The sequence below is a fragment of the Spirulina subsalsa CS-330 genome, assembly GCF_028330765.1.
Classification (GTDB): Bacteria; Cyanobacteriota; Cyanobacteriia; order Cyanobacteriales; family Spirulinaceae; genus Spirulina; species Spirulina subsalsa_A.
The window spans coordinates 1-12704 of sequence record NZ_JAQMTY010000285.1; the positions used below are offsets into that span (position 1 = coordinate 1).

Consider the following 12704-nt stretch of genomic DNA (forward strand, 5'->3'; position numbering starts at 1 on the left):
GGACATTCAGTGGACGTTAAACAGATGCTTGTGGAGGGGAATCTGGACGGGGTTTCAAGACAGAGATGACTTGAGACTAGACAAACCCAATGAAGCAAGAATCCCCCGTTATAATCTGTGATTTAACGGTGGGAGTGTCAAGTCACCAATATTTGGCGGCGACCCACCACCAAAGACGGCCCCGTCAGCCGCTACCGAGAACCCAGCCAAACCGCCCCCGACCCCGCCCAATGGAGCTACGGTCAACATATTTTTGAACCGATCACCCCCGACAGCGAGCAATACCAATGGCTGCAACAGGAGTTAAGCTCCCCCGCCACCCAACAGGCTAAATACAAAATCGTGATGTTGCACCATCCACCCCACAGCCTCGGCGATAATATCGTGCCCGCCTTCACTGACCCGCAGCCGGTGATTGAGCGGGACGGGAATGGTGCGATCGCGTCAGTGCGTTACGAATATCCCCTCGACCAAGACCACATCTATCAACACCTCGAACCCCTCTGGAACGCCGCCGGCATCGACCTCGTGTTTTACGGCCATTCCCATCTGTGGAATCGGTTCCAAAATCAGGCAGGCGTTAACTTTCTCGAATCCTCCAACGTCGGCAACACCTACGGAGCCTATCTCCCCGGCGGCGAGAAACGCTCCACCCCCGCCAATTACACCGAAACCTACATCGCCCAAGGCGACCCCAACGGCCTCCAGCCCATTTTTCCCACCCTCGCCCCCCTCCTCGACCCCGAAACCCAGCAGCCCCTCCCCTACATCGCCAGCAACACGATCACCGCCTTCAGCATCCTCGATACATCCAATGGCGCGATCAGCAGCTACCGATTCGACACCACCGATGCAGCGAGTCCCGTGGTGAAATTCGACGAGTTTGTATTAACGCCATGACCCTACGAGAATTGTGCATCTCGTAGGGGCATGGTCACCATGCCCTCTGGCTTGAACGGCTGAAGCATTGAAACTCAAAGTTTGCCGGAATTGGCTTGACCGATGAACTGTTCTAACGGGCAAATCGTGACCCATGATTCATAATTGAGATACTGGTTTAACTCACCACTGAGATACCAATCCCTGAGTTTCCAACCAGAACCGCCAAGGACGAGATAGGCTTTCCGGAAGTCAGAATGTTGCCGCATTGCCGCCATTAAACAAATCACCTCAAAGGGAACTTTTTGCTCGGCTGTGCCGCTGACCTGTTGCCACTTTAAGGAAATTAAAATCATCGCCTCATCCTTAGCCGCCACCACATCAACGTAATGTTTTCCACCCCCCGGACGATGACCAATATTTACCTGGGTTTCGTAACTATAGCCCCCTAAATCCAGGGAGGGCAGCACCATGAATTCGAGGACTTGGCCGGTTTTAGTGTTACGAGTCATGGTGATTTAGTGGCTCAGGGGTTGGATATTTTTAAAGGCGAGCATTTCCTGGGCTGGGGTGCGATCGCCCGTGCAATTAATCCGCCGGGGAGCGGCTAGGGTTTGATAGGTAAAGCCCAGGGATTGATAGAGTTCGAGGATGCGATCGGTGGCTTGATTCGAGACAATTACCGGGCCGGGATGTTGGGCTAACCAAGTGGCAAGCCGCCCTTGATCGTCCCAGGTAAAGCCCCCTTGTGAATATTGGCGAAAGGGAACATCATAGGGCGGATCGGCGTAGATAAAATCATCCGGTGCGATCGCAATTTCAGAAAAATCCGTGTTGGTGAATGTCCAGGGGGCTAATTTGGGTTTGTAGGGTTGAAAATCTTGGGTGTAATTAATCGTTTTGTAGCGCCCAAAGGGAACATTAAACCCGCCTTTTTGGTTAAAGCGACAGAGGCCGTTATAGCCGGTACGATTTAAGTAATAAAATAATTCTGCGGCCCGTTTGGTGTGGGCTTTTTGAGCCTGAATGAGTTGATTAAATTCAATGCGCCGCTGGTAATAAAAATCGGAGTCATTTTGCATCGGGTTATCAATGACTAATCCTCGTTGTAACTGGCGGTAAAAGTTAATCGCGTGGGGGTTGATGTCGTTGAGGATTGCCCGTTGAGGATGGAGACCGAGGGCGATCGCTAAACCGCCGCAAAAGGGTTCAACGAGGCGATGCTCAGGGTGGAGTTGCCAATAGGGGAGCAGGTGAGGGATCAACCAACGTTTGCCCCCAGCCCATTTGAGGGGGGGTTTGAGGGGAGAGGGAGCGGGGGGGGAAGGTTGCGATCGCGTCACGAGACTCTATAGATGAGTACAGGCAGAAAATATTAGTACAGAACGCCTATTGTAAGGGGAGCAGGAGAGCAACTTCAAACTCAAGCAATCCATAACGATTGGGCGAAGCGGATTGAATAGAGCAGGAGGATGAGGCCGGAAAAGCTCACGACGACACGGGCGAGTTTGGGGTGATAGTGGAGCCAGATGCCAACGGCGATCGCCACGGTGACGATGCCGTAGGTGTGGCGTTCGAGGGAAATGGTGCGGCCATGGCTGAGGATGCCGAGGAAACTCAAGAAGCCGTACAGCAGGGCCGTGGCAGGAATTTCGGCCCGGTAGCGCCACAGTAGGGCCAAGCTACCGAGCACCATGCAGAGATTCAAGAGGGGATCGCCTGCGACGAGCCAAGCGAGGACGAATAACGCGCCGCCGGCATAGACTCGCCCCCGAAAGCGCGATCGCGCCACAGCAATCCCCAACCCGATCAACAGCAACACCACCAGAGGATAGACCGGATCAGTGAATCCTGCGTCTCCAATATTGCCAGGGCCGAGGAAGACTTCGCCAAACATAATCAGCCAGCCTTGCCCATAGAACTGATCCGGTACAGCCCAGGCTTGCTGCACGTTGAGAAACGCCAGAGGATCGCCAAACTGAAGCCAACAAAAGAGGCTGTATAAACCGGCTCCCAATCCGGTAGAGAGGGCAGCGAGATAGGCCCACCCCGTCCGCCGTTGACACCAGGCGGTGATCAGCAGGGCCGGGACGAGGGCGAGACCGGGGAGGCGGGCGGCGGTGGCGCAAGCTCCCCAGAGGGCAGTTTGGAGAGGGTCGCGGCGATCGCAGGCGGCGAGAGTGGCGATGCTGAAGGCCAGAAATACCGATTCGGTATAGACCACCGTGCCGAAGAGTGAAAAGGGACACCAAACGAGGACAATCACCGCCCAGCGAGCGATCGCTTCTCCTTTGCGCCCTTGGAGCCAACGGTAAAGCAGGATCACACTGATTAAAAATGCCCCGTTTGTGACCAGCACACCGGCCACCTCAAAGGGGAATCCCAGCACCATAACGCCCCGAATCAACAGGGGCAACATCGGAAAAAATGCCACATTATGACCCTGGCCGTCGGCGATGTAGCTGTAGCCGGTGGTGGCGATGCTTGCGTAAAAGGTGCTATCCCAGGCGGTGAAGGCTGACCAGTGGAAGAGGGCCTGTTCACCGCCGGGCGGGGCTTGGAGGAGGGGCGCAATGCCTAATAAACCCAGCAAAATCCAGAGGCGACTGAGGCCCCACATGGTGACGGGGAAGGCGAGGGGATGGGCTTGTCGGGGGGTTACGGGGCGATCGCGGTTCATGGCGTGGGGGAGATGCTGACGATACCCGACCATTGCACCTGTTTTTCGTGGGTGCGACGATAGGAAAAAAAGAGGTGGGGCTGTTGATAGGTGCAACAGGGGGCGATCGCGTAATGCTCTGCCGGAATGCCGAGGTCGGTTAATTGTCGTCGGATGATTTGGCGCACATCGAGGCGGATGCGGCCCGGTTGGGGGTCGGGCAGAAGGGCGGGTTCTGGTTCTGCCAAGAGGAGAGCGATCGCATCCTCCGGGGCTAATCCATCGCACGGCTTCAAACTCGCGGCCACCTCTGCCCCCACATGGGTTGTGACTTGGTAGACTTCCCCCGCAATGGCCGGCCCCAGGGCAAAGCGTAAATCTGTGGTCTGGCTTCCCATCGCTACCATCTGCGCCACCGTTGCCGGCACAATCCCCAAGGCTGTCCCCCGCCACCCGGAATGAATGGCAGCGGCGCGGCCCGTGGTGCGATCGCCAATTAACACCGGCGTACAGTCTGCACTCGCCACCCAGACCGATTGGGCCGGGGTTTCCGTCACGGCAGCATCTCCGTCGGGGCGCTGGTCGGGATGGGCAGCGATCGCGGTGGGGGTTAATACGGCTTTCCCGTGAACCTGTTTGAGGCGATAGGCCGGGGCTGTCGGGTGCAGGGTTTGGGCCAATTCTTCCGGCGGTTGTGGCGCAAACGCCGTCGTAAAAAAACCGTGGGGCCAACCCGACAGCACCTCACAGGTGAGGTAGGGCTGTCCGGTGGTCGTGGTCTGCCACTGCCAACCAGGAGCGGCATGGGCGGGGTCAGAAAAAGGCATGGCAGCATTATTCCGTAATCAACACGCCCTTGATTCTACCGCTTCGGTTTCGGAATAACAGCGGCGGCTAGAGATATTCTGAGGCGACGATCATCGAGCCAATCCCCGAATTGGTGAGGATTTCCAACAGCAGCGCATGGGGAACGCGGCCATCGACAATATGGGCGGCTTTGACCCCTTGGGCGAGCGATCGCACACAACATTGCACCTTCGGAATCATTCCCCCAGCGACAATGCCATCCTCAATCAACTGCCGCGCCTGTTGAATATCGAGCTTTTCATAAAGAGTGGACGGATCTTGATAGTCATGGAGAATCCCGGCGGTATCGGTGAGCAAAATTAATTTTTCCGCTTCGAGGGCCGCCGCAATTTCCCCCGCCACCGTATCGGCATTGATATTATGGGCCTGGCCATCATCATCCGCCGCCACACTGGAAATCACCGGCACATAGCCCGCATCCACCAACGTCTTAATCAGGTTTGTGTTCACCGTACTCACTTCCCCCACAAACCCCACATCCGCCGCGCCCACATGACGCGCCCGAATCAAGTCCCCATCTTTACCACAGAGGCCCACGGCATTGCCCCCCGCCTGATTCACTAAGGACACAATTTCTTTATTCACCCGACCAACCAGAACCATTTCCACCACATCCATGGTGTCTGCATCGGTGACGCGCAACCCATCTTTGAATTGGGGTTCAATGCCCAATTTTTCAAGCCAGCTATTGATCTCAGGGCCACCGCCATGGACGACAATCGGACGAACCCCGACACAGGAAAGAAACACAATGTCTCGCACCACTTTATCTTTGAGGCTGCCATCTTTCATCGCTGCGCCACCATATTTAACAACAATGGTGCGCCCAGCAAAGGCTTGAATGTAGGGCAGGGCTTCGCTCAAGACCCGGACACGGGTGGCTTCTTCTTGTTTGAGATATTCGCTGTCGTTACTCATGAAATTATGTTGCACAGAGGTTAGATAAAACAGGGCTAGGCCCAAATGTAGCGTTTACCGTGGAATGGGTCAGCAATGCAGCTACATTAACTACAGAACGGCGGCGGCATCGCGTCAAATCCTGATCGAGCAAGGCATTATGCACCATGTCAACGATGAGCATTCGTTCAAAGACACATACTTGTCCTATCGGTTTTTTGCCGATGAAATCTAGTGCAGCGTCAATGCCAAGAATTAGGATGTTTGTAGGGTGCTGTTAGCGAAGCGTAACGCACCCTGCTACCGGGCAAGATGGGTATAACGAGCAGCGGACAAGATGCCCGCACTCCTTAAATCCTTGGATATGACTGGAGTGGGAGCGTCTCGCTCCCTAGCTGTTCAATCGCGTCTCGCTCCCTAGCCAGTAGTAGCGTGACACAGCCAAAATGATATTTTATTGTAGGGTGGGTTAGGCGGTTTAACCTCCTGCCGTTACTGCAATCTAGCAATCCGTCGTAACCCACTGATTAAGGTGTGTCGTGACAGTAGGGTGAGTTAGGCGGCTTAACCTCCTGCCATTACTGCAATCTAGCAATCCGCCGTAACCCACCTTTTAAGATGTGTTTTGCCACTACGGGGTTTGGTTGTAGTAGTCTTGGGTTCCTTTCGCGTCGAGGGCTTGGCCGAGGCGGTTGAGGGCGTGGACGTAGGCAGCGGTGCGCATGGAGATGGATTGTGCTTGGGCGATCGCCCAGGTGGCTTTGGCTTCGGCGATGATGCGGGTGGCGAGGCGATCGCGCACTTCCTCCGCCGTCCAATACAAGCCATTGCGATTTTGCACCCATTCAAAATAACTCACCGTCACCCCGCCCGCATTGACGAGAATATCCGGAAACACCAAGACCCCGTGGGCATCGAGAATCTGATCCGCTGCGGATGTTGTCGGCCCATTCGCCACCTCAAAAATGTAGCGGGCGCGAATATCGGCAGCGTTGGCGGCGGTGATTTGGTTTTCTAGGGCTGCTGGGATGAGCACATCCACGTCGAGTTTGAGCAGGTCTTCGTTGCTGATGATTTCCTGCTCGCCCATGTTGCAGATCGTGTCATGGCAGTAAATGGATTGAATGCTTTGGCGATCGCGCTTATAGTTGCGAATTGCTGGAATATCGAGGCCCTGGGGCGCATAGATCCCCCCTTGGGAATCACTCACCGCCACCACCAGATACCCCGCCTCATGGAGGAACGTCGCCAAGGCCGCCCCCGCCTTCCCAAAGCCTTGGATCGCCACGGTGGTATTGCTGGGATATTGCTCGAACAGGGGCAACAGCGTGTTAATCACATTAAACGCCCCCATGGCCGTCGCCGTATCCCGGCCTGCACTGCCACCGAGGGCGAGAGGTTTCCCGGTCACCACGCCGGGGCTGGCTTTGCGTTTAATAATCGAATATTGATCCATCATCCAGCCCATCACCATGGCGTTGGTGTAGACATCGGGGGCGAGGATGTCAATATCAGGGCCGATGAAGTCAGCGATCGCATCCACATACCCCCGGCTCAAGCGCTCCAACTCCTGCCGTGACAGTTCCTTCGGGTTGACCGTAATCCCCCCCTTCGCCCCACCAAAGGGCAAATTTAACAACGCACATTTAAACGTCATCCAAAACGCCAAGGACTGCACCTCATCCAAGGACACATTGGGGTGATAGCGCACTCCCCCCTTCCCTGGCCCCCGTGTATCGTCGTAGCGCACCCGATACCCTTGGAACACCCGCAACGAACCATCATCCATCCGCACCGGAATCGAAACCGTCAAACCCGCCTTCGGATACTTGAGGCGATCGAGGGCATCTTTCGATAACGTCACATACTGTAATGCCTTTTCTAAACGGCTACTGGCATCACTCAATAACGATAAAGGAGTGGGGTGGGAAACCGGAGTGGGAATCGTCATAGCTGTCCGGAAGTGAAAGGACTATAGTTCCATTAGACACGAGAAAAACAGTATAAAAATATACAAAAAACAAAACGTAATGTATTTTTTAGATTTGCAATTTTCCCGCATACCTGACAGTTTTTGAGGAACGCGCAACAATGGTTAGCACAGGTGTTGACGAAACAGGGTAATCTCGACGGCTCACACGTCTAGCCCCGACAGGTGAGGGGATCTAATCTGAACCCCTGTTCCGGTTTCTAGCCTTAAGATCATGAAAAGACGATCAGGTGTGTGTGAATGGTTTGAATCACAGCGTTTTCTGGGTTGGGTTAAACGAGTGAAGCCCTATGATGATTTTGATTGGAGTGTTGGCGGCTCTTTCGGCATCCGCTGCGGCTGGGATGCGCATTGCGTTGCCGCTCTTGCTCATTGGTTTGTTGCGTGGAGATTTGTGGGATAACGTCCCGATCTTGGCGTTAGTGCATCCCCAGGTGGTGGTGGGGGTACTGACGAGTTGGTCTTTGTTTGAACTGTTGGGGTCGAAAAAACTGCTCGGCCAGCGGGTGAATCAATTGGTGCAGTTGTGGTTTAGTCCGGTGGTGGGGGCAGTGATGGCGATCGCAGCGCTTCAGCTGACCCCGATCGAGATTCAACCCCTTTGGCCGATTGCGATCGTCGGGGGGTTGCTGGCGTTTGTGCTGAAGTTGGTGCAGGTAGGTTGGTTTTTCCGGCTGCGGGGGTTGCCGCTGTGGGTGATTTTGCTCGAAGATGCCCTCTGTGTTTTTCTGGTCTTCTTCGCGTTTAATGCTCCACAACAGGGGGGATTGATTGCGATGTTGCTGCTCTGGCTCTCGGTGCGCAGTTCGGGGGAATGGTATCGCTGGTACAAAAACAAGGGCAATGATCCGGAGCGATCGCCCCCTAGTTCGTAAAAAATCATGATTTAACCAGATTTAAACACCACAATTTTCTATGTTCCGATCGACAAACTAACTTTCCAATCCTGTTCATTTAATTCATCAAATGAGTAATTCAATTCACCTCTTCGCCCCACTTCAATCGCGTAAAATTCAGTTTTCGGAATATTAGTAACTTCAAAATCAAACACACATTCTACAAGAGATTTTTTCGAGCCAGCTCCAGTATTGCCAGTGGCCAAAATATTACCTTGTCCATCTCGAATAGTGACAGGCATATTCGCCTCAATATCACCATATCCACCAGAACCATAGCAATAATCATCACTACCTTCAATATCAGAGTCAAGCAGCGTTAGAGAGCCTGTAATCGTGTATTTTGAATTCACAAAAGGAACAGGTGGGAGGGAAATTCCCTGATCTGATGTGGCAACCGAACTAGAACCTTGATTGGATGCAGGACTCACAAAATTCCAAAATACTGATGTTGCTAAAAATGTTGCCAAAATAATAGTCAATCGTTCGCCATTTTGAGTCTTCATGAACTCAACAATAATTTCTGAGATTTCAGAAATTTTTAAATCAGAAATTTTTTTAGACTGAATAGTATTTCTTTTTTTTGAGTGTGAAGCAGGGTGATGAGATGTCGTTGAGTCCTTTCTGCTGGTAGGGCTTGTTTGGCTGGAGATTGGTTGTTTAGTTTTAGACTTTGGATGAGATGGTGTTGAGGGTATTCGTAGGTTAAATGAGTCTTGCCAAAGATCATGTGTTTGATTGGATAACCGGCCACGAACAATAACTTTGGTGATATTTTTGGGATTGACTTTGAGCAAGCCTTTTTTGATGAAGTCAACAATTAATGATTGAGAGGGTGCTTCTTGGGATTCAGCAACTAATGTCAAACATTCATAGTTCATGGATGCTTTAACAGAAATACCCTTGGGTTCTAATGTTTTATTGATTAGGGCTGTAATGGCTTGCGGATTCCCTGCTTTGGCTTGGGCAAGTAACGGATTTAGATCACTCATTGTTTATTACGTGATTAAAATAAAATAGATTGAGACTGCATTGATTCAAAATCCATGAGATGAAATCATTAATTTCAAATGGTTTGAGCAAGCATGTTTGATATTGAGGACTCATGCGTTGAATACGTTGCCTTAGGTCACAGTTCAGCGCGAAGGAAGCGTTTGAGTTCGGTGGAAATGGGGAGGCGATCGATTTCTTTGAGGAGGTTGGTGCGGGATTCGGATTGGGCGCGATCGCGATAGACCGCGAGTAAAAGCTGTTCAATACCTCCCTTAGCCAGGGCCTCCGTGATTAATCCCGTCACCCCCAGTAGAGCGATACCGCCCAAAATCCCCCCTGGGCCGAGGAATGCCAAGGCGGCAGTAATTGCGGCTGCGCCAGTGAATCCCGTCGTTGCCATGGTGATCACCAAAATAATCCCCGGCAATCCCAACGCCGCTACTTTTCTGACTACTTCGTCCATTGCTTGTGATGCCGTTAAAGAATGATGTCCATGGGGTGCATCAGACGCGAACAGTTTGAACATCCCTATGGAAGTTGTCAGGCGTGACGCGAAATTTTACGCAACCGGCATTAACAGTTAACGGCGCGGGTGGTGCGGTAGCGATCGCACGATTGGATGAACTGTTGGGGAAGGTGGGGACTATTGCCCCAATGCAAATGTAAGTAAGAGGCGTGGACATTGGGTAAACGCCAGCCTTCGGGTTGGGGGATGGCGTGGGGCGATAAGCCGGTGGAGTGGAAGAGGTTCGGCAGTTGTGACGAGGCGAGTTTGGAGCGGTGAAACTCATGGCCCCGAACGATCGCACCCGCTGATATCAAGGGGCTAGCAGCTTGGGCGATGCCTTGGCGGTAGCCGAGGGTGAGGGCGGGACTCATTAAGGTCGTGGCGGGGAGAATGCCGAGCATTTTCCAGGATTGCCCCTTAAGATCCACGAGGGCATCGCAGAGATACATTAAGCCGCCACATTCGGCATAGGTGGGAAGTCCGGCTTGGATGCACTGGCGGAGCACGGTGTGGGCAGTGTGGTTTTGAGCGAGGGATTGGGCAAAGAGTTCCGGGAAGCCGCCGCCGAGATAGAGACCGTCTACGCCCTGGGGAAAGGGTTCTACGAGGGGACTCCAGGGGATCAGGGTTGCGCCGAATTGTTCGAGGAGTTCGAGGTTGTCGGCGTAGTAGAAGTTGAAGGCGCGATCGCGGGCGATCGCAATCTTGACCGGAGTCACAACGGCGGGTAAATCGAGGGCAGGGACGAGGGGCGCAGGTGGGCTTTTGAGGAGGGGAAGGAGTCGCTGCCAGTGAAAAGAGTGGGTCACGAGTTGGGCGAGGCGGCTGAAGGTGCGGGGCAGATCGGGCAGTTCATCGGTGGGGACAAGGCCAAGATGGCGATCGGGGAGGGTGATTTCTTGATGGCGATACAGCACTCCTAAGATGGGAAGATTGAGGGGCGCGATCGCTGTTTTGAGCAGTTCGAGATGGCGATCGCTCCCCACCCGATTCAGAATTAATCCGGCAATTTTCAACGTTGGATCAAGGGAACAATACCCATGCACAATCGCCGCCACCGAACCGGAGAGCCGACTACAATCAATCACCAACACAATCGGCACATTCAACAGCCGCGCCACATGGGCCGTGCTGGCGTAGTCATTGGGTAATAAAGACGCATCATCTTCCCCCTGCCAATCGCTGCGCAGTTGTACCCCGTCAAAAAGTCCCATCACCCCTTCAATGACGGCATAGTCAGCGGTGGCGGCATGGCGCTCAAAGCAAGTTTTGACGTAGGTGGGAGAGGTAAGAATTGGGTCTAAATTCCGACAGGGGCGATCGGTAATTTTGGCATGAAACATCGGGTCAATATAATCGGGCCCGACCTTGAAGGATTGAACTATTTTTTGCTGTTGGCACAAATAGCTGAGGATCGCCAAGGTGATCGTGGTTTTACCGGAATTGCTGCGATCGCCCGCAATAATTAACGCCATATAGCAATCCTATTTGATTCATGAACAGGCAAGGGGCTTAAGCCCCTTGTTGATGAGGAGAGAAGATCTCCGATTGATTTAGGATCGCCATAGCGATTCATAACCCGTAAGGATAGAACGGTCTTGAACTCCAGATCATGCTGATCTGAGTGACCGTTTCAACTTGATTCTAATTCACAGGACTTCGTCAGCATCAGCACGGTTCACCAAAACTAATGGGTCTGAAGCCCCGCCCCTTCGGCAAGCTCAGGACAAGCCTGACTTCGGCAAGCTCAGCCCTAGTCTAGGGCGGCTTTTCTGCTGGAGTTTATCGCTCCAATCCTCTCTATCTTTGGTATCCTAGCACCATGAAAAGCCGATATCAGTACAGAATCTATCCCACCCCAGGTCAGCAAGCTGAACTAGCCAAACTGTTCGGATGTTGTCGCGTGGTGTGGAACGATGCCCTGGCTCTGATTAAGGCGATTCCTCAGGGTGAAAAATGGCCCAGTAATGCCCAGTTGCAACGCCTGGTCATTACCCAAGCCAAGCAAGACCCGTCCCGAAATTGGTTGTCAGCGGTGTCGGTCGTGGCCTTGCAGCAATCGGTGATGAACTTAGGCGTAGCCTTCAAAAACTTTTTCGAGTCCCGTAGCAGTAAGCGAAAGGGGTCGAGAGTTGGCTTTCCTCGATTCAAAAAGAAGCTCAACCGTCAATCAGCACGGTTTACCCAGCGGGGATTTTCGATCAAGGGGGAGAAGGTCTATCTCGCCAAGATTGGCAAGCTGAAAACGAAATGGTCAAGACCGTTACCCTCTGAACCCAGTTCAGTGACGGTGCTCAAGGACTGTGCAGGTCGATATTTCCTGAGCTTTGTGGTAGAGGTGGAGCCTGTCATCGTCGAACCCAAAAACCAAGGGGTCGGCGTAGATCTGGGCATTGAAACCTTAGCCACATTAAGCACGGGCGAAAAGGTCAAGGCGAGGGACACCCGTGCCTTAGATCAGAAGCTTCGCAAAGGTAAGCGCAAACTAGCCAGGGCGATGAAAGGGTCAAGGCGGCGTGAGTCGTTGCGGATGGCGATCGCCCGCACAGAGGCAAGACAACGGGATATCCGCAAGGATACTAACCAAAAGCTGGCGAGCCGTTTGGTGCGAGAAAACAGCGTCGTGGTGCTGGAGGATCTCAACGTTGCCGGGATGGTGAAGAATCGCTGTCTAGCCAGGGCAATTAGTCGGGCTGGCTGGAGAGACATTAGAACGATGTGTGAAGCCAAGGCAACTCTGATCCAAGACCGAGAGGTGAGGGTGATCAGCCGATGGGAACCCACTTCTCAGGTTTGCTCCTGCTGTGGTTATCGGTGGGGCAAGTTGGATCTGTCTGTGCGGTCGGTACTGTGCCTCAACTGTGGTACAGAACAAGACCGAGACGTGAATGCCAGTATAAATATTATGGCGGCAGGGCTTGCCGACCTGAATGGACAGGCGTTAAGCAGTGTTAGACCCCAATCTGGGGCGGTTGCTTGTCTGTCTACCCATCAGGAGTCCACTTAATGTGGGCA

At 53.2% G+C, this 12704-nt stretch carries 13 protein-coding genes; 4 read left to right on the forward strand and 9 right to left on the reverse strand.

What is annotated here, in order from left to right:
- Positions 1 to 345 precede the first annotated feature (345 nt).
- Positions 346 to 900 (forward strand): hypothetical protein, encoded by a 555-nt coding sequence (locus PN477_RS19405; protein WP_334310558.1) that lies wholly within the window; start codon positions 346 to 348, stop codon positions 898 to 900.
- 74 nt (positions 901 to 974) lie between these two features.
- On the opposite strand, the gene PN477_RS19410 is transcribed toward PN477_RS19405, so the two are convergent.
- The 5 genes from PN477_RS19410 to argB all read right to left on the reverse strand — a co-directional run bounded on the left by PN477_RS19410 (position 975) and on the right by argB (position 5323).
- Positions 975 to 1391: a PD-(D/E)XK nuclease superfamily protein gene (locus PN477_RS19410; protein WP_272117995.1), complete on the reverse strand. Its 417-nt coding sequence runs from the start codon at positions 1389 to 1391 to the stop codon at positions 975 to 977.
- Between the two features lie 6 nt (positions 1392 to 1397).
- The gene (locus tag PN477_RS19415; RefSeq protein WP_272117997.1) at positions 1398 to 2222 is read right to left on the reverse strand and encodes a DNA adenine methylase; all 825 of its coding nucleotides are present in this window, start codon (positions 2220 to 2222) and stop codon (positions 1398 to 1400) included.
- An 80-nt stretch (positions 2223 to 2302) separates the two neighbouring features.
- A complete protein-coding gene (locus PN477_RS19420) occupies positions 2303 to 3592 on the reverse strand; it encodes a mannosyltransferase family protein (RefSeq protein ID WP_272117999.1) in 1290 nt (429 codons plus the stop codon).
- A complete protein-coding gene (gene pgeF / locus PN477_RS19425) occupies positions 3556 to 4365 on the reverse strand; it encodes a peptidoglycan editing factor PgeF (RefSeq protein WP_272118001.1) in 810 nt (269 codons plus the stop codon). The genes PN477_RS19420 and pgeF overlap by 37 nt, the downstream gene beginning before the upstream one ends.
- A gap of 67 nt (positions 4366 to 4432) precedes the next feature.
- Entirely contained in the window at positions 4433 to 5323 is an 891-nt protein-coding gene (gene argB, locus PN477_RS19430) for an acetylglutamate kinase (RefSeq protein ID WP_272118003.1), read from the reverse strand.
- A 64-nt stretch (positions 5324 to 5387) separates the two neighbouring features.
- On the opposite strand from argB, the gene PN477_RS19435 reads away from it, so the two are divergent.
- Entirely contained in the window at positions 5388 to 5537 is a 150-nt protein-coding gene (locus PN477_RS19435; RefSeq protein ID WP_272118005.1) for a hypothetical protein, read from the forward strand.
- A 396-nt stretch (positions 5538 to 5933) separates the two neighbouring features.
- Here the strand turns inward: PN477_RS19435 and PN477_RS19440 are convergent, their stop codons facing one another.
- Positions 5934 to 7253: a Glu/Leu/Phe/Val family dehydrogenase gene (locus PN477_RS19440; protein WP_272118007.1), complete on the reverse strand. Its 1320-nt coding sequence runs from the start codon at positions 7251 to 7253 to the stop codon at positions 5934 to 5936.
- 329 nt (positions 7254 to 7582) lie between these two features.
- Here PN477_RS19440 and PN477_RS19445 point away from each other — a divergent pair, with 329 nt between their 5' ends.
- Entirely contained in the window at positions 7583 to 8167 is a 585-nt protein-coding gene (locus tag PN477_RS19445; RefSeq protein ID WP_272118009.1) for a DUF4126 domain-containing protein, read from the forward strand.
- Between the two features lie 38 nt (positions 8168 to 8205).
- Here PN477_RS19445 and PN477_RS19450 read toward each other — a convergent pair whose 3' ends face one another.
- The 3 genes from PN477_RS19450 to PN477_RS19460 all read right to left on the reverse strand — a co-directional run bounded on the left by PN477_RS19450 (position 8206) and on the right by PN477_RS19460 (position 11164).
- Positions 8206 to 9180 (reverse strand): hypothetical protein, encoded by a 975-nt coding sequence (locus PN477_RS19450; protein WP_272118011.1) that lies wholly within the window; start codon positions 9178 to 9180, stop codon positions 8206 to 8208.
- Positions 9181 to 9317: 137 nt separating this feature from the next.
- Positions 9318 to 9644 carry a hypothetical protein gene (locus PN477_RS19455; RefSeq protein WP_272118012.1) on the reverse strand — a complete coding sequence of 109 codons (327 nt, stop codon included), beginning with the start codon at positions 9642 to 9644 and terminating at the stop codon, positions 9318 to 9320.
- A 110-nt stretch (positions 9645 to 9754) separates the two neighbouring features.
- Positions 9755 to 11164 (reverse strand): cobyrinate a,c-diamide synthase, encoded by a 1410-nt coding sequence (locus tag PN477_RS19460; protein ID WP_272118014.1) that lies wholly within the window; start codon positions 11162 to 11164, stop codon positions 9755 to 9757.
- 347 nt (positions 11165 to 11511) lie between these two features.
- Here PN477_RS19460 and PN477_RS19465 point away from each other — a divergent pair, with 347 nt between their 5' ends.
- Positions 11512 to 12696 carry an RNA-guided endonuclease InsQ/TnpB family protein gene (locus tag PN477_RS19465; RefSeq protein ID WP_272118015.1) on the forward strand — a complete coding sequence of 395 codons (1185 nt, stop codon included), beginning with the start codon at positions 11512 to 11514 and terminating at the stop codon, positions 12694 to 12696.
- The last annotated feature ends 8 nt before the right edge of the window (positions 12697 to 12704 follow it).